Origin of the sequence: Bacillus sp. PPSBB_11 (genome assembly GCF_038023285.1) — a bacterium.
Lineage (GTDB): Bacteria > Bacillota > Bacilli > Bacillales > Bacillaceae > Bacillus > Bacillus altitudinis.
On record NZ_CP150633.1, the window covers coordinates 105803 to 122971 of the forward strand.

The window sequence follows — 17169 nt, forward strand, 5'->3', positions numbered from 1 at the left end:
AACGATTGAGATCGTCCCTTGTGTCATTAATCTTCTTCGTCTTCTTCTGGTCTTGCAAAAACAGATGGGTTTTGATAAGGCTGCTGCATATAAGGCTGTGCTGGATAAGCACCCATTTGACCATATGGAACAGGGTTTGGATAATGTCCAGGCCATGGTTGATGATGCTTCATACCATCATCGCATCCGCAGTCTTCCTTGCCATATGCTTCATTTGGAGCGTTTGGATAAAAGCCTTGATTGACATTGGCATTCACATTCGCGCCTGCATTTGGATGCATATGGTGGTGCCAGTGATGCCCGTCGTTTGCATGATGCTCATGATTTTCACCATAATAAGCCGGTGCTTGATACGCAGGATAATACGGCTGAGCCGCCGGGTAAGGGTACGGCATCATGTGATGGTGATAATACGGCTGTACCGGATAACAAAGGCCTGATCCCGGTAAAATAGGAGAAGCGGGTACCATTTGCTGCGGATATGGATACATTGCTGGCATGTAATGACCATAACCATAATAAGGATCATATGACTCTTGATGATGGTGGTGATGCTCTTTATTTTCAGCCATGCCCCCTACTGCTGTCCCTCCAACATTCGGCATTTGCGGGAAATTAGGAAGGTTTGGGTAATTACTATGCTCCATTTCTTTTCCCTCCTCTTTTTGATGTGGGATATGAATGAATGGATCATATCCCTTTGCCACTTCATCTTTGAAATGATCCTTATTTTCATGATGAAAATGGTCCTTGTGATCTTTATGATCCTTTTTCTCATGAACATGATCTTTCTTATCATGAACGTGATCTTTTTTCTCATGATGTTCTTTTTTGGGAGGAGGCGTGAATGGCTGGTAGAGATTCGTCTGATAATAGTTTACATCAACTTGTGGAAAAACTGGCTGTTCAATCTTTGGTACTGGTGGCACATAAGGTACCGGTTCATTCGGCTTTTCCTTCGGCTTCGTATCTTGAACTTGCACGACATCCTTTGGCTTTTCTTTTACATACGGGTGTTCTTTTGCTTTTGGCATTTCTTTTGCTTTGTGATGATCGGTTTTGACAGGAACACCACTAGATGGAATTTTGATTTTCATTCCTGGCATAATCAAATCTGGATTACTGAGCTGCGAATTTAATTTTTTCAATTCTTGAAAGTCGACTCCGTACTTCTTTGAAATTTTCCAAAGGGAGTCTCCTTTTTGCACAATATGAATTTTCAACGTTTTCCCCTCCTATGCAAAACGTGAACGTAGCGGTTATGTCAGAAGTACAATATGTTTCAACATAAATTTATGCCTATTTACAAGCCGATATGATAAAAACTTGTTTTCTGATAGGAGGGGACACTTCATTATTTAATGGTCAGCATCTTATTTAAAGCGAGCAATGCCTCTTTTGTCGTCTCTTCATTCACTTGAATCAAACCGACCGGCTCCCCTTTTTCAATGCTTTCAAGTGACCATAGTAGATGAGGCAGATCAATACGGTTCATTGTCAAACATGGACACATATCTGGATTGAGGGATTCGATTTGTTTGTCAGGGTGCTGGTCAATGATGCGTTTCACTAAATTCATTTCTGTTCCAATGGCCCACTTGCTTCCTGCTGGTGCCTGCTTGATCGTATCAATAATAAATTTCGTTGAACCAGCTAGATCAGATGCCTTTACGACTTCATGCGTACACTCTGGATGAACAAGAATCTGTATGTCACGGTCTCGTTTTCTCGTTTGTTCAATATTCTCAATGGTAAATTTCTCATGAACAGAGCAATGACCTTTCCATAAAATCATTTTAATTCGATGAAGCGGTTGATCGGTGATGAGCTTTTCTTCTATTTGATCCCAGACAGCCATTTCCTCTAGCGGAATCCCTAAATCATAGGCCGTGTTACGCCCTAAATGCTGATCAGGTAGAAAAAGAATCCGCTCTTTTTGGGTCAGCGCCCACTCCAATACTTTTTTAGCGTTTGAAGATGTGACAGTCGATCCGCCATGTTTGCCGACAAATGCTTTAATATCAGCCGTTGAGTTTACATAAGTCAGCGGAAGGATCGTATCTCCAAACAGCTCAGTGAGCTGATCCCACGCCCTGTCTGTTTGTTTCATATTCGCCATATCTGCCATTGAACAACCTGCTCTCATATCTGGCAAAAAGACGTGCTGATTCTTTTTTGATAGCATATCGGCCGTTTCTGCCATAAAATGAACCCCGCAAAATACAATGTATTCTGCTTCGTGATTGTCAGCAGCAATTTGTGCAAGCTGCAATGAATCACCTGTCACATCAGCAAATTGGATGACTTCATCTTTTTGATAATGATGACCCGGTATAAAAAGCTTTGATCCAAAGGCGCGTTTAATCTCTAATACTCTCTCTATCATTTCATCATAAGAGCGCTGTTTATATTCATCTGGCATCATGGCTGTATGCTGCGCTGCTAACACATCAAGCATGGACATGAGTCGTTCCCCCTTTATGGCTGAATTCCATATTCATACTAAAATCGAATGATGGAGCAGAATGTGTGAGGAATCCAAGTGAAATAAGGTCTACACCTGTCCCCCGGTAGTTAGCCACATTCTCCAACGTGATACCGCCTGATGCCTCTGTCAATATGGTTTCAGGGGTCATTTGTTTAAAGCGCTTCACTTCGTCTGGAGAGCAGTTGTCAAACATGATGACATCTGCTTTGGCATCAATGGCTTCCATCAGCTGTGCTTCTGATTCAATTTCCACTTCAATTTTCACCATATGACCGGCGTATGCTCTTGCTTTCTCCACAGCTTCCCTGATAGAACCACAAGCCGCAATATGATTATCTTTAATCATCACCCCATCGGATAAGCCGAAACGATGATTCTTTCCGCCTCCGACTTTTACTGCGTACTTCTCCAGCATGCGCAAACCGGGTGTCGTCTTTCTCGTATCACAAATCGTAATAGATGGATCAGCTAATCGCTCTACTGCTTCATGCGTTAGTGTAGCAATCCCTGTCATTCTTTGCAGGATATTCAACACCACCCGCTCCCCTTTCAGCAAGTCGTTGACGGGGCCTGTTATTTGTGCCAGTACAGCCCCTTCCTGAATCCAATCACCTTCCTGGAAAAACAGCTCAGTTTGAACTTGTTCATTCAGCAGTTTGTATCCCATATCAATGACTTGCGTCCCGGCCAATACGCCTGATTGTTTCGCCATGATGTAAGCTGTTCCTTTCTTGTCTCCAAAGATGGCATCAGCGGATACATCTCCAAACCCAATATCTTCTTTTAAAAAATGAGTGAGCATTTGCTTTAACTGTAAACGTTCCATTTGGCACCAATCCTTTCATTTTTTACGATATAAATATGGCCCTGTTCATGTACAATCTGTTTTGCTCGCCACGAAGCATCATGCCGATTAGGATAATCTGTGCGATAATGACCGCCCCTGCTTTCTGTTCGGAGTAATGCAGATTTGACAAGGCATATGGCTAAAGCCCATTGATTCGTTATTTCGATCTGTTCATTTGTGATATTCTTCACATTGATTTGCTGAAAAGAGACTTGTTCTAAATGATCGAGCAAAGTCTGTAAGCCTTTCTCATCTCTCACAATTGCGGCATATGCTGTCATCCATTTTCTGAGCTGAGCCAGTGACACCGTTGGGACAGACCATACTTCTTGAATGGAAGGAGCAAGGTTTTTATCTTGCCGGGCTTGCAACCGCTCAATATACCGTGCTGCGTTGTTTCCTAAAACGAGACCTTCTAAGAGCGAATTACTTGCCAGTCGATTGGCGCCGTGTAAACCTGTACAAGCTGCTTCACCAATGGCAAAAAGTGATGGAACTGTTGTTTCTCCATGTTCATTCACCTTAATTCCACCCATTAAAAAGTGCATACCGGGTGAAACTGGCAGCCTTCCGCTTGCCATATCAACTCCCGCACGCTGACACATCGAAGCAATCGCAGGAAAACGTGCAGAAAAATGCGGAATGTCACGGATGTTCAGATAAATGGAATGACCGAGTTGCTGCTCATGGAAAATAGTCCTTGCCACCACATCTCTAGGCGCTAAATCGCTCTGCGGGTGGATTCCTTTCATGATCCGTCTGCCTGATTCATCTTCTAAATAGGCGCCCTCTCCCCTGACTGCCTCTGATACGAGACCGATCGCTTTACCTGAAGTGGTCAAAAGGGTCGGATGGAATTGCACAAATTCGAGATCTACTAGCTGTGCCCCTGCGCGATAGGCCATCATCAGACCATCTCCTGTCACAGACGGATCATTTGTGTTTGTTTCATATAAGGATCCACAGCCGCCAGTGGATAATACAACTGCATCCGCGGTCATTGTATGTACATGACCTTTCTCGTCTTTCCACACAACACCGGTACATATCCCTTCATGAACTAATAGATCCATGACATGATGGTTTTCGTATACATGAATGTGTGAGCCGAGCTTCCCTTTCAAAAACTGCACGAGGGTTTTTCCCGTTTGATCTCCTCCTGCATGCAGAATACGATGGGTCGTATGGGCTCCCTCTTTACCTAACTGCGGGATTCCCGTTTCATCTCGATCAAATGGGCAGCCCTCTTCTACGAGCTTCTTTACAAGATCTTTTCCATGACGGACGATCTCCTGTACAGTTTTGTCATCATTGTGACCACACCCCGCAGCTAAAGTGTCTTGCACATGCTGATCGACAGAATCATGTACGGAAAAGGCTGCAGCGATTCCCCCTTGTGCAAGCATGGAATTACTAGAGGAAAATTGTTTTTTTGTCATCATGATGACTTGGCAGTTCTCTGAGATCGTATTCACAAATGAAAGAGCCGCAATGCCCGACCCCACCACAATGACTTTTTTGATAGATGACACAATCGCCCCTCCTGTCATTTACACCTGTCTTGACACATATCATTACATAACACTACAATAAATACAAGAAAAAATTTTCACACAGGAGATGGATGGATTTGATTTATTTAGATTATGCAGCTTCTACACCTGTTTCTGAGGAATCACTGCATGTATTTCAGCAGTTGAGCAAAGAATGTTACGGAAATGCGAGCAGCCTGCATGATGCAGGAGGAAGAGCAAATGAAATCTTGGCTTACAGCAGACAATCACTTGCAGCGATTCTTGGAGGCGAACCTGATGGTATTTACTTTACAAGTGGCGGAACTGATTCCAATATCCTTGCGATTCAATCGATCATAAATGGGCTACCTCCACATAAACAGCATGTCATTACCACAACAGTAGAGCACCCTTCCGTTCATCATGCGGTCAATGCCTTGCAGCGTCTCGGTGTGAAGGTGACGTTCATAGAACCGAATCAAGAAGGAATCATCACAAAGGAGATTCTCAAACAGGCTCTATTGCCTGAAACCGGACTAGTATCCATCCAGCATGCCAACTCAGAAACTGGGATTATTCAGCCATTAGCTGAATTAGCAACGCTCTTAAAAGAAAGAGATATTCTTTTTCATACAGATGCAGTGCAGACATTCGGAAAAATGCATGTGTCGATTAAAGAACTTGGGGTTGATGCCCTCTCCATTTCGAGTCATAAAGTGTATGCACCTAAGGGCGCCGGTGCTGTCTATATGGGGGCACATGTCCCTTGGAAGCCTATATATCAAGATACTGTACAGGAAAATGGTCTACGCCCAGGGACAGTGAACGTTCCATGCATCGGTGCTTTTGTTGCCGCGAGCGAGCAAATCATGTTGAAAATAGATCAACAGCAGCAGCTGGATATTCAGCTTCGTGATTATTTTCTTCAGCAGCTAAAAAAACGGAAGCTGCCTGTCCGCATGCTGCAAGAAAGTGACCAGCGCCGCATGCTGTCTCATATTATTGGTTGTTTTTTTGAAGAGTTTGAAGGACAATATGTAATGTTAGCTTGTAACCGGCATGGGATTTGTATATCCACAGGAAGTGCGTGCGCTTCTGGTTATCACCACCCTTCCCCTGCTGTGAAGGCATTACATGTATCAGATCGTGATGCCCTTCAATTCATTCGACTATCATTTGGACGAGGATCATCAAAGGATGACATCGATCAGCTTTTGCATACATTTGAAAGCTTGCAAAAGGAGAAGAAAGGAGCATAAAACGTGGAACAAGAGAGAAAACTCATTGGCGAAGAAAGAAGAAACGCCATTTTAAAGTGGCTACAAGAGACTGATACACCACTCACCGGAAGTTTTTTAGCTAAAAAAGCCGCTGTCTCACGACAAGTCATTGTACAAGATATTTCATTACTAAAAGCAAAAAACGAACCCATTATTGCTACAAGCCAAGGCTATGTGTATATGGCACAGCATACACCGGAAACTGAAATTGAACAGATTATCGCTTGCAAGCACGATCCTCATCGTACAGAAGAGGAGCTGACACTGATTGTAGACTACGGTGTAACGGTGAAAGACGTGATCATTGAGCACCCTGTCTACGGGGAGCTGACGGCCTCTATTCGAGTGAGTACGCGCAAACAAGTGGCTGACTTCGTTCATCATATTTCTAATACGGGCGCCTCCTACTTATCAGAGCTGACAGACGGCGTACACTTACATACCCTTACTTCATACAGCCAAAAGCAGCTTGACCAAGCCATTCAAGCGCTTGATGACGCTGGATTTCTCATTAAAGACTAAAAAAATAGTGTCCCCAAGAGGACACTATTTTTCATTCGTTAATTCATATGTTTGATAGCTGCCGAGTAGTTTCACTTCACAGCCAATCGCTTCTAATTCTTGAATGGCGCCAGGGACAAGTACATCATCCATCTCTTTTTCGATATCAATGATAAATAAATAGTGTCCAAGGCCTGTTTTTGTCGGACGCGATTCAATTTTGGACAAATTGAGATTCCGCCATGAAAAAGCTGATAACACACGGTGCAATGCACCTGACTGATCATCCTTTGGCAGGCTGACAACAATGGTCGTTTTTGGCTTTGAAGAAAAACCAGAATTCATTGGGAACGACGCCTTCGCCTCTTTATGTAAAATAACAAAGCGTGTATGATTGTGCGGATAATCATGAATGTCTTTTTTCGCAATCGTCAATCCGTACGTTTTTGCGGCGATTTCATTTGCAATCGCACCAACAGCTTCATTTGGATGCTCACTGATGTATTTTGCTGCATAGCCTGTTGATTCCACTGGCCGATGCGGAATATCAGGGAACTGCCTCTTCAAAAATTGATGACACTGCGCAATGGCGTGCGGATGTGACTGAATCACATCTAATGTCTCCCAGCTCTCCGCTCTCGATGGATGGACAAGCAGGTGCTGGCGAATCGGTGCTGTCATTTCGCCCACAATGGACAAAGCGTCCTCATGAATTAAATAATCAATCGTTAAGTTCACAGATCCTTCGAGTGCATTTTCAAGTGGAACGACCGCCAAATCTACTTCTCCCTTTGACACTGCATCCATACATTGCGGAATGGTTGCATAAGCCCGCTGCTCTGCATCTTTTGGAAAACAAGAACAGACAGCCAAATGAGTAAATGTGGCCTCTGGTCCAAAGTAACCTACCGTTAATTGCTTCATCTGCTATGATCTCTCCTTTTACGCCCCAGAACCTAGAATTTCAACTTTTTCGACAAATTCAAGTTTTCTTAATTGATTCATGACTGTATTGATATCATCTGCCATGCCGGCCGTACTGATCGACAGGGTGACATTCGCTCTTCCTTGCAGCGGAATCGTTTGGTGAATGGATAACACATTACAGCCAGAGTCAGCCACAATTTGCAGCAGCCTAGACAAAGCCCCAGACCGATCCTCCAGGTGGAAAAACAATGTGATGATCTGCTCCTTGACCATTGTATAAAATGGAAAAACAGCATCTCGATATTTATAAAAAGCACTGCGGCTTAAATCCGCTTTTTGAACAGCATCGGCAACTGAATCCGCTTTTTTGCGATCGAGAAGCTTTTTGACTTCAAGCGTTTTTCGCATCGCATCCGGAAGTACATCCTCTCTTACTAAATAGAACGTTTCTTCTTTCACCTGTTTTCTCCCCTTTTAAAAACGGGAGAGCCCATGAACTGGACCCTCCTTTTGATCAATCGATAAATTCAAATTCAAATTCAAGCAGACGAATGATGTCTCCATCTTTTGCACCACGTTCACGCAGGGCATCATCAACGCCCATTCCGCGCAGCTGTCTAGAGAATCGTTTCACTGACTCGTCTCTTGAGAAATCTGTCATCTTAAACAGTCGCTCAAGTGCTTTACCAGTTAAGACAAACGTACCATCAGGATCTCTTGAGATCTCAAATGCTGCTTCTCCTTCATCAAACTTGTACATCACACGGTTATCAGAGAGCTCTTCTTCATTGTAGAGCGGGAATTCCGGTGTTGTTTCAAGCTGATTGGCGATTTCAAATAAGAGCTCACGAAGCCCTTCTCTTGTGATCGCACTAATTGGGAACACTTTATAGTCATCTGTTAATTTTTCTTTAAATGCCGCTAGATTGTCAGCTGCATCCGGCATGTCCATTTTGTTCGCTACAATGATTTGCGGACGCTCTGTCAATCTCATATTGTATTGCTCAAGCTCTTCGTTAATCGTCACGTAATCTTCGTATGGGTCACGCCCTTCAAGTCCAGACATATCAATGACATGGACAATGACACGTGTACGTTCAATGTGGCGTAAAAATTGATGACCTAAGCCAACACCTTCGTGCGCTCCTTCGATCAGTCCTGGCAGATCCGCCATGACAAAGCTTCGGTTATCGTCTGTTTCAACAACTCCGAGGTTTGGCACAAGCGTTGTAAAATGATAATCCGCAATTTTTGGTTTCGCAGAAGAGACAATCGAAAGCAGCGTTGACTTCCCGACACTTGGGAAACCAACAAGTCCAACATCTGCAAGTACTTTTAATTCTAAGATGACGTCACGTTCTTTACCTGGCTCACCGTTTTCAGACAGCTGTGGTGCAGGGTTTGCTGGTGTTGCGAAGCGTGAATTTCCACGTCCGCCACGTCCACCTTTGGCAATCACAGCCCGCTGTCCATGCTCTGTCAAGTCAGCTAGTACTTGTTCCGTCTCAGCATCTGTCACAACTGTACCCGGCGGAACTTTAACAATCATTTCTTCCGCATTTCGGCCATGCTGGTTTTTACTCATTCCATGCTCACCGCGGTCCGCCTTGAAATGACGCTTATAACGAAAGTCCATTAACGTTCTGAGTCCTTCGTCTACTTCAAAAACTACATCTGCACCATTTCCGCCGTCGCCGCCAGCTGGCCCGCCTTTTGGCACATATTTTTCACGACGGAACGCCACCATACCGTTTCCGCCGTCACCGCCTTTAACATACACTTTAACCTGATCTACAAACATAACTTCCTCCGTTTCTCTGCATCACATATCTCGTTCTTGCCTCAAACAAAGCTCAATCATGGACTCGTGATTCGTCACATGAAATTGCGTTATACTCATACATGGATAGTTTGCGTCATGAAACGCATTTAACGCATCCAAACTTGTTAATTTTCCTTTGAAATCAAAATATAAGATCACATCATTCTCTTCATGATCCGTTTGGAAAGTGACCGTTAAATGATTTTCAGTTTTTTGGCAAACTGATTGATCGAATATCGAAAACAACTCCCGTGATACCGTTAGCAGCTGCGATTCATATGCTGATAAGTCTCGGGTTTCACCAAGCACTTCATATTCTAGGGTGATAAAATGCGACTCCCAATTAAAGGTTAGAAAGTAATAGGCCAATTGGGGAATTTTTAAATTTGAGAGTTTGGATTCATGCTGTGCTTCAATGACCATTTCTTCTATTATTTCGAACACTCGGTCATATTTTTCTAATGTCAAGTTGCCTTTGATTAACTGCAATTTATTCATCCAGTCGTGTCTTGAACGACTAAGCAGATGGATCAATTCATTCGTTAATGCAACGTGAGTTAATTTTTCGTTTTGTTTACTTGGTATCTCTTCCATTATCGCACTCCCAATCGTTTGGTCTCTCTTTTAGGAGTCTTATCATCAATATGTCTCCCTGAATTATAACAGAGAAGACAGCTTAGAAAAACACTAGTTATGTGAGGAAAGGTTGTTTTTTCTGATCGTATAGGAGAAAATGAGGCAAAGTCAGCAAACATTCTTTGATATTTATGGAGTGCATCTTCTTTTATCATCTTCGGTACTACTTGTAAAAAGCGCAAAAGCTCCCTGAATAGTGAAAAAAACTCCAGTCAATGACCGGAGTTTTTAGCAATTATTGTGCCGCAGGATATACGCTCACTTTTTTACGGTCACGACCGAAACGTTCGAATTTAACTGTTCCGTCGATTTTAGCGAAAAGAGTGTCGTCGCCTCCGCGTCCAACGTTTTCACCTGGATAGATTTTCGTTCCACGTTGACGATAAAGGATAGAACCACCAGTTACGAATTGACCATCAGCACGTTTAGCGCCTAAACGTTTAGACTCAGAGTCACGTCCGTTCTTTGTAGAACCTACCCCTTTTTTAGATGCGAAAAATTGAAGATCTAATCTAAGCATGAAGTTCACCTCCTATTTTTTTGTAGATATTCTCACATAATCGTGATAATCTCGTTCAATTGTTTCTAAGGAAACGACCATGCCTTCTAAAAGCAACTGGGCTTTTTCAAAGGTGACTGGATCTGTATCAGCTGGCAGTTCAAAAGAGAAATACCCGCCTTCATCTCCAATATCAAGCAGTGGATCCATTCCTGTCAGTGCAATAATTGAATTGACTGACCCGAAAACAACAGCAGATACACCTGCACAAACGAGATCCTGACCTTTTTCAGCAAACTCGGCATGTCCAGTCATCTGAAAAGACGTAATGCTTTCATCTGCTGGCGACCGAGTAATGGTTGCTTTGATCATATCACTCACACGCCTTAAGCGTTGATTTTTTCGATAACAACTTTAGTGTAAGGTTGACGATGACCTTGTTTCTTGTGGTTGTTTTTCTTCGGTTTGTACTTGAACACAGTAATTTTTTTACCGCGACCTTGTTTTTCAACTTTAGCCGTTACTGTTGCTCCAGCAACTGAAGGGTTACCCACTTTGACAGTGTCTCCGCCGACAAACAATACGTTTTCGAAAGTAACTGTTTCACCTGCTTCAGCAGCTAGTTTTTCAACATAAACAGTTTGACCTTCTTCAACTTTTACTTGTTTGCCACCAGTTTCGATAATTGCGTACATCTCTGCACCTCCTAATAAACTCAGACTCGCCGAATACAGGGGGCCAATAGGCACTTTACACCTGCTCCGCGCGGTTGTAGCACGGGTGCTACATATCCATAACATTAAAAAATATATCAAATTAGACGCTGAATGTCAATGTATTTTCACCATTAGTACGGCAAAAGAAGATCTTCCATGGAAGAGGTGGTTCTTCGATCTGAAAAATAAGCATGGAGCAATTCATTTTCATCGAGCTGGCTCATTTTCACACCATTCCGTTCGATAATAATGGGATGCTTACAGCCCCTTTGGAATCGCGCCATCACTTCATATATTTTCTCCTCAGCACTGGCTCTCAGCGGAATGAGTTTCTCTACCTTTTGCTCTTTTTTACCGTAATAACGTTCTAGTAAAAAACGTACCCTGATATAATGCCGCTGCCGGTGCTCCATCACAAGCGAGTAGGCTAAAAAAGTGAGCAGGATCCAGCCGTTGAATTGCAGCGGAGCAAAACAGAGTAACCCTGCTGTCAAAAGACCGAAAAAAATGAGTGAGCCTTTTATTGCAAGGGCATGTGCCTGTTGGAAAGGGTAAAAAACAGATAAGAGCAAAAAGAATAATTTTCCGCCATCAAGCGGCCAAATGGGCAAAAGGTTCACTAGAAAAATCGCTATATTATAAAAAGTAAACATCGTAAAGACGTCATATGAAATAAGTGAGGCTTCCATGAGAAGCCAGGCGACGAGCTGGAGCGGGACATGCTGAATCGGTCCGCATAAAATGACCGCCAGTTCTTCTTTTAGCGGACGGTTGCCATGCTCTTCTACTTCTACCGCCCCGCCAAATGGCAGTAAAAAAATCCGCCGAATCCGCCAGTGATAATAACAAGCAGCCGCTGCATGTCCAAGCTCATGGACACAGACGATGATGAGCAGACAAAGCAGCGGCTTAATTTGACCTGATAGCAAGGCAAATGCCATGACTATCCAAAGGAGCGGGTGAACATGGACCTTTGTCAGCATGAGCAGCCATCTATTCAAAGGTCATCACCTGAATGGGATCAATAAACTGTTCATTTTGCTTAATGGCGAAGTAATATGTCCCCTTCCCTTGTTCATCAAGCGCAATTTGACCAATTTTTTCCCCCTTATCGACAAAATCGTATAAAGCCACATCGGCTTCTTTTAGTTGGCCGTACCAGCTGTAGCTGTTATCTGCATGCTGCACCACGACTGTGAGCCCTGTATCACTTTTCTTTTTCACTTCTACGACATAGCCTTCTTTCATACTATCGATGGCTTCAGCAGATGTTTCAACTTTGACTCCGGCACCATTTTGCGTGAAGGATTCCTGTACTTTTCCAGAGGCAGGGACAGCCAGTTCTTGATTGGCTTGTACGTCCTTTTGCCCTTCTTTTCTATCGGTTAAAAAGGCAAGTGGGTTTCCGACAGTTTTCTCAAACCACCGGTTGGCGGCGGCAAATTGAAAATCTTGTTCAAAGGTTTGACTGATCATCGGCTTCAGCTGCTGAAAAGGCCCCGCCTGCCCTTTAAATGAAATAGCGGCAATCAGTACAAGAGAGGCAGAAAGTAAACATTTAAGCACAAACGTATTTGAATGAAATAACGGATGGCGAAATTTTTTCGTTTGGTGAGACGTTGACTCGTAGGAAGCCGAGCCAGAATGCTTTTCTTCTTCTGTTAACATGACCCATGGCGGAATATCATCTTTCTTCTTGAAAGCTGCCTTCTTAGGGGCAGCAGCTGGCTGCTTCATTTTGCGGCGCTGCGCTATTTTCTTTCGATACTCGTCCACTCTTTTCATAAGATCACCCTTTACATACAAACAGTTTGTACATTTTATGTGGCGACCTCATATGATATGCAACAAAAAGACCGATTCTCATCGAATCGGTCTCATCTCACGTGAATCATTATGCTCTTACACCGAAAAATGCTTTCAGCTTTGCAAACATCCCTTTGTTTTCTTCTTCAAAGGATTGAAGAGGAACAGATTCACCTAGTACGCGGCGAGCAATATTGCGATACGCAATGGAAACTTTATTTTTAGCATCCATGACAATCGGTTCACCATTGTTTGAAGCCTTAATGACATCATCATCATCGGCTACAATGCCGAGAAGATCAATTGATAAATGATGAACAACTTCATCCACATCCATCGAATCGCCATTTTTCGCCATGTGTGTACGAATGCGGTTCACAATCAAACGAGGCGGTTCAATATCCTCTTGTTCCAGCAAGCCGATAATTCGGTCTGCATCTCTCACAGCTGAGATTTCAGGTGTCGTGACCACAATCGCTTTGTCAGCACCTGATACAGCATTTTTAAAGCCTTGCTCAATTCCAGCAGGGCAATCAATGACAACATAATCAAAGTCTTGTTTCAATGATTGAATTAATTCTTTGATCTGCTCCGGCTCTACCGCCGTTTTATCGCTTGTTTGAGCAGCAGGTAAAAGATACAACAGATCCTCGAACCGCTTATCCTTCACAAGCGCTTGGTGAATCTTGCATCTTCCTTCTACTACATCGACTAGATCATAAATAATGCGGTTTTCAAGCCCCATCACGACATCTAAATTCCGAAGGCCGATGTCGGTATCAACTAGACACACTTTTTTCCCTTGAATTGCTAGTGCTGTGCCTAAGTTTGCAGATGTTGTTGTTTTGCCAACGCCGCCTTTTCCTGAGGTAATCACAATAGCCTCGCCCAATTTCACATTCCTCCCTCAAGCCTTGTCAGATTAGGTCTTATATGAGCCAATTGCTGCAGGCGTTCAATGATCATATTGCCATCTATATCTAAATAAGCACATTCCATTTCATTTCCATCTTCTTTTTGATCCGGTGCACGGTTAAACACCTGTGCGATGCGAAGCTGGGTTGGAATCATATGAGATGCTGCAATCACAGCTTGCTTGTTTCCATTACATCCAGCATGCGCTACACCTTTTAACGCACCGAGCACAAAAATATTCCCCCCTGCACGAATGGTTCCGCCAGGGTTGACATCTCCTATTAATAAGAGATCCCCTTCGACATAAAGCACCTGTCCAGAGCGTACAATTTTTGCTACAGAAGTAATCTCAGCCTCTGCTTTTAAACGTCTCGCCTCTTCAGTTGACATGACGTCACTTTCAATAGAGTGAATGACAAGATGTTCATTTTCAGACACCGCTTCAGTTAAACGCGCCTCTTGATCCTCTGTTAAATATCGAAAACCAAGTTTAATATGCACATTGACTTTATGTCCTTCTCTTCCGTCTGTATATTGCTCAAGTAAAAGAACCTCTCGCAAGCCAGAAAGAAGGTCTTCAAACGAACAGTCATCATTTAACTGTAATGTTAATCCGTTTTTTGTACCTTTTATTGTCACATACTGCTGTTTTTGAGTTTTCAAGATGCTCACCTCAACAACATACTCATTTCGCCGTAATTGGACAAACTCCTGCTTTTATTCGTCGATCAGTCCTTGTTTCACATTGATGAAAAAGAGCCTAAGCGGCACAACAAGTATGAGAGACGCAGCAGTATTTAAAAGAATCGTTGGAATAAAGCGTTCGATGACATACGTATTAAAAGGCATAATATCTGGTTGAATCGTCGCTTGAACACCGTACACATAAAACTCCATCACTGCAACAGCAATCACCGACAGAAAGACAACGACTAACATATTCGTTTGGAGGACTTTGAAGGCTTTTGCTAACAAATAGCAGAGCGCACCAAAGCCAAACATATGAACACCAAGAATACCTGTATACGAAATATCATATAAAAGTCCAAAGATAAATCCATAAATCACACCATATTTTTGATTCACAAAAGCTGTCATAAATACAAGTGCGAGTAAGATGAAATGAGGCGCTAAAATTTGATTGTCTGAAACAAATGGGAGCTTCACTAAATCGACAAAAATACTGTCAAATACGAAAATAAACAACATGACGAAAGCAAGAAGGACACGTTTCACGAGCCTTCCTCCTTCGTTAATTGAGATGCGTCTGCCGTACTTGTGCTGCGATTCACAACAATCACACGGTCTAAATTATTGAGTTCAGCAGCTGGTTCTACATAAATAATTTTTGTCAGTCCGTAATGGTCCGGCTCAATTTCGCTTACCTTTCCAATCGTCAAGCCCTGCGGGAATACGCCCCCTGCTCCAGATGTTTCAACAAGATCTCCTTTTTTGACATCCCCATCAGCATCGGATTTTAAAATGTTCATTGTCAGCATTTTTTTCTTGCTGTCATAACCGTTAATGATTCCATTGAGTTCTTCTTTGCCCTTTTTCGCAAAAATTTTCGTTGAAATTCTATTATTTTGATCTGTAGAGCTTAGCAACCTTACAGTCGACGTAAAATTGTTGAGCTTATCACTTTCAATTTTCCCAATTAACGCACCACTCTCATTTGTGACCGCCATATCTTTTTCAACGCCTTGTTTTTTCCCTTTATCAATCATGACAAAACTATCCCAAAGGGACGGGTTTCTCGCAATGACTGTTGAAAGAATGGGCGTGTAGTCACGAATAGAGTTCACATATCCGAGCTGCTTGCGAAGCTTTTTGTTCTCATCTTCTAGTTCTTGAAGTTTCGCCTCATATTGGGTTTGTCCATCAAGTTTTTTTCGAAGTCGCTCGTTTTCATCATATGTGTTCTTTAAATCTTGTACGTTCCCATAAATACCGGCAATAAATTGTGATGGTTTATGAAAGACACCTTGAAAAAAGCCTGTCGTATCCCCCACTAATTTTTCCGGCCATGAAGCACCTCTGCCGCTTTTCACTGAAAAACCAATCATGGCCACCAGTACGATGACACAGACAAGGAGCAACATTAATCTTTTATTCATAAAAAACTGCGGCATGTCTTACACCTCTTTATTTACGCCCAATTATCGATTATCTTTAGATTTTCCTTTGAACAAGTGAATATGTTCTAGTGCTTTCCCTGTTCCGATCGCCACACAGTCAAGCGGATCTTCAGCAATAATGACCGGCATTTTTGTTTCATCACTAATGACTTTGTCAAGATTACGTAGCAATGCACCGCCGCCTGTTAACACAATTCCACGGTCCATAATATCTGCTGCTAGCTCAGGTGGCGTTTTTTCAAGTGTCATTTTGACCGCATCGACAATTGTTTCCACCGTATCGCGAAGCGCTTTTGCAATTTCTTCTGCCGTAATAGAGATCGTTTTTGGCAGACCTGTTAAAAGGTCACGGCCGCGAATGTCCATCTCATCATGTACGTCAGGCTGCGCAGAACCGATTTCCATTTTAATCGCTTCTGACGTGCGATCACCAATCATAAGATTATACGTTTTACGAATGTAGCTGCTGATCGCATCATCCATTTCGTCTCCTGCAACACGGATCGATTGAGATGTCACAATACCGCCAAGTGAAATAATGGCTACTTCTGTTGTACCGCCGCCAATATCTACAACCATGCTTCCAGTTGGCTCCCATACAGGAAGGTTAGCACCGATTGCCGCAGCAAATGGCTCTTCAATAGGGTATGCGTCACGAGCACCAGCTTGTCTTGTTGCATCAATGACTGCACGCTCTTCTACTGCTGTAATACCAGATGGTACACACACCATCACGTAAGGTTTACGAGCAAAAAGCCCTTTACCTTTTAATGCTTGATTAATGTAATATTTCATCATTGTTGCTGTCGTCTCGTAGTCTGCAATGACTCCGTCTTTCATTGGGCGCAGTGCCACAACATTACCAGGTGTACGACCGATCATGTTTCTAGCGTCATTTCCAACCGCCACTATAGACTTCGTATCAGTTTCCAAAGCTACGACCGAAGGTTCTCTCACAACAATGCCTTTTCCTTTAATAAAAACAAGCGTATTCGCTGTTCCAAGATCTATTCCAAGGTCTTTTGTACCAATTCCAAACATATGTATGTATCTTCCTTTCTTAAACCAAAATTCCCTTTA

General features: G+C 42.9%; 20 protein-coding genes and 1 other annotated feature. Of the genes, 2 read left to right on the forward strand and 18 right to left on the reverse strand.

Annotation, left to right across the window (positions count from 1 at the left end; translation table 11 throughout):
- Nucleotides 1–26 precede the first annotated feature (26 nt).
- From safA to nadB, 4 genes are all read right to left on the reverse strand, one after another.
- Nucleotides 27–1223 (reverse strand): SafA/ExsA family spore coat assembly protein, encoded by a 1197-nt coding sequence (gene safA / locus V7L95_RS00590; RefSeq protein WP_340967803.1) that lies wholly within the window; start codon nucleotides 1221–1223, stop codon nucleotides 27–29.
- 131 nt (nucleotides 1224–1354) lie between these two features.
- A complete protein-coding gene (gene nadA, locus V7L95_RS00595) occupies nucleotides 1355–2464 on the reverse strand; it encodes a quinolinate synthase NadA (protein WP_138826176.1) in 1110 nt (369 codons plus the stop codon).
- On the reverse strand, nucleotides 2451–3314 hold the full coding sequence (nadC, locus tag V7L95_RS00600; RefSeq protein ID WP_024718392.1) for a carboxylating nicotinate-nucleotide diphosphorylase: 864 nt from the start codon (nucleotides 3312–3314) through the stop codon (nucleotides 2451–2453). The genes nadA and nadC overlap by 14 nt, the downstream gene beginning before the upstream one ends.
- Complete coding sequence (gene nadB / locus V7L95_RS00605; RefSeq protein WP_138826178.1) at nucleotides 3296–4867, reverse strand: L-aspartate oxidase; 1572 nt, start codon at nucleotides 4865–4867, stop codon at nucleotides 3296–3298. The genes nadC and nadB overlap by 19 nt, the downstream gene beginning before the upstream one ends.
- Nucleotides 4868–4959: 92 nt before the next feature.
- On the opposite strand from nadB, the gene V7L95_RS00610 reads away from it, so the two are divergent.
- Nucleotides 4960–6108 carry an IscS subfamily cysteine desulfurase gene (locus V7L95_RS00610; protein WP_340967804.1) on the forward strand — a complete coding sequence of 383 codons (1149 nt, stop codon included), beginning with the start codon at nucleotides 4960–4962 and terminating at the stop codon, nucleotides 6106–6108.
- 3 nt (nucleotides 6109–6111) lie between these two features.
- Nucleotides 6112–6651, forward strand: coding sequence for a transcription repressor NadR (locus tag V7L95_RS00615; RefSeq protein ID WP_017358132.1), 540 nt, complete (start codon nucleotides 6112–6114; stop codon nucleotides 6649–6651).
- A 24-nt stretch (nucleotides 6652–6675) separates the two neighbouring features.
- Here V7L95_RS00615 and pheA read toward each other — a convergent pair whose 3' ends face one another.
- The 14 genes from pheA to V7L95_RS00685 all read right to left on the reverse strand — a co-directional run bounded on the left by pheA (nucleotide 6676) and on the right by V7L95_RS00685 (nucleotide 17130).
- Nucleotides 6676–7554, reverse strand: coding sequence for a prephenate dehydratase (gene pheA / locus V7L95_RS00620; protein ID WP_099496649.1), 879 nt, complete (start codon nucleotides 7552–7554; stop codon nucleotides 6676–6678).
- 18 nt (nucleotides 7555–7572) lie between these two features.
- Complete coding sequence (locus V7L95_RS00625; protein ID WP_008342790.1) at nucleotides 7573–8016, reverse strand: ACT domain-containing protein; 444 nt, start codon at nucleotides 8014–8016, stop codon at nucleotides 7573–7575.
- A 55-nt stretch (nucleotides 8017–8071) separates the two neighbouring features.
- Entirely contained in the window at nucleotides 8072–9358 is a 1287-nt protein-coding gene (gene obgE / locus V7L95_RS00630) for a GTPase ObgE (protein ID WP_007501521.1), read from the reverse strand.
- A 21-nt stretch (nucleotides 9359–9379) separates the two neighbouring features.
- A complete protein-coding gene (locus V7L95_RS00635; protein ID WP_007501522.1) occupies nucleotides 9380–9973 on the reverse strand; it encodes a sporulation initiation phosphotransferase B in 594 nt (197 codons plus the stop codon).
- Nucleotides 9974–10250: 277 nt separating this feature from the next.
- A complete protein-coding gene (rpmA, locus tag V7L95_RS00640; RefSeq protein WP_003216586.1) occupies nucleotides 10251–10535 on the reverse strand; it encodes a 50S ribosomal protein L27 in 285 nt (94 codons plus the stop codon).
- Between the two features lie 12 nt (nucleotides 10536–10547).
- On the reverse strand, nucleotides 10548–10886 hold the full coding sequence (locus V7L95_RS00645) for a ribosomal-processing cysteine protease Prp (RefSeq protein WP_007501524.1): 339 nt from the start codon (nucleotides 10884–10886) through the stop codon (nucleotides 10548–10550).
- 14 nt (nucleotides 10887–10900) lie between these two features.
- A complete protein-coding gene (gene rplU / locus V7L95_RS00650; RefSeq protein ID WP_003216781.1) occupies nucleotides 10901–11209 on the reverse strand; it encodes a 50S ribosomal protein L21 in 309 nt (102 codons plus the stop codon).
- A gap of 12 nt (nucleotides 11210–11221) precedes the next feature.
- Nucleotides 11222–11295, reverse strand: a sequence feature (ribosomal protein L21 leader region).
- Between the two features lie 66 nt (nucleotides 11296–11361).
- On the reverse strand, nucleotides 11362–12231 hold the full coding sequence (locus tag V7L95_RS00655; protein ID WP_058213885.1) for a M50 family metallopeptidase: 870 nt from the start codon (nucleotides 12229–12231) through the stop codon (nucleotides 11362–11364).
- A complete protein-coding gene (locus V7L95_RS00660) occupies nucleotides 12224–13015 on the reverse strand; it encodes a M23 family metallopeptidase (RefSeq protein ID WP_050827517.1) in 792 nt (263 codons plus the stop codon). The genes V7L95_RS00655 and V7L95_RS00660 overlap by 8 nt, the downstream gene beginning before the upstream one ends.
- A gap of 109 nt (nucleotides 13016–13124) precedes the next feature.
- The gene (minD, locus tag V7L95_RS00665; RefSeq protein ID WP_017358134.1) at nucleotides 13125–13928 is read right to left on the reverse strand and encodes a septum site-determining protein MinD; all 804 of its coding nucleotides are present in this window, start codon (nucleotides 13926–13928) and stop codon (nucleotides 13125–13127) included.
- A gap of 2 nt (nucleotides 13929–13930) precedes the next feature.
- Nucleotides 13931–14614 (reverse strand): septum site-determining protein MinC, encoded by a 684-nt coding sequence (gene minC / locus V7L95_RS00670; protein ID WP_007501533.1) that lies wholly within the window; start codon nucleotides 14612–14614, stop codon nucleotides 13931–13933.
- Nucleotides 14615–14668: 54 nt separating this feature from the next.
- The gene (gene mreD, locus V7L95_RS00675; RefSeq protein ID WP_017358135.1) at nucleotides 14669–15187 is read right to left on the reverse strand and encodes a rod shape-determining protein MreD; all 519 of its coding nucleotides are present in this window, start codon (nucleotides 15185–15187) and stop codon (nucleotides 14669–14671) included.
- Nucleotides 15184–16083: a rod shape-determining protein MreC gene (gene mreC / locus V7L95_RS00680; RefSeq protein WP_007501536.1), complete on the reverse strand. Its 900-nt coding sequence runs from the start codon at nucleotides 16081–16083 to the stop codon at nucleotides 15184–15186. Before mreC ends, mreD begins: the two co-directional genes overlap by 4 nt.
- A gap of 27 nt (nucleotides 16084–16110) precedes the next feature.
- Nucleotides 16111–17130: a rod shape-determining protein gene (locus tag V7L95_RS00685; RefSeq protein WP_007501538.1), complete on the reverse strand. Its 1020-nt coding sequence runs from the start codon at nucleotides 17128–17130 to the stop codon at nucleotides 16111–16113.
- Nucleotides 17131–17169: the final 39 nt, after the last annotated feature.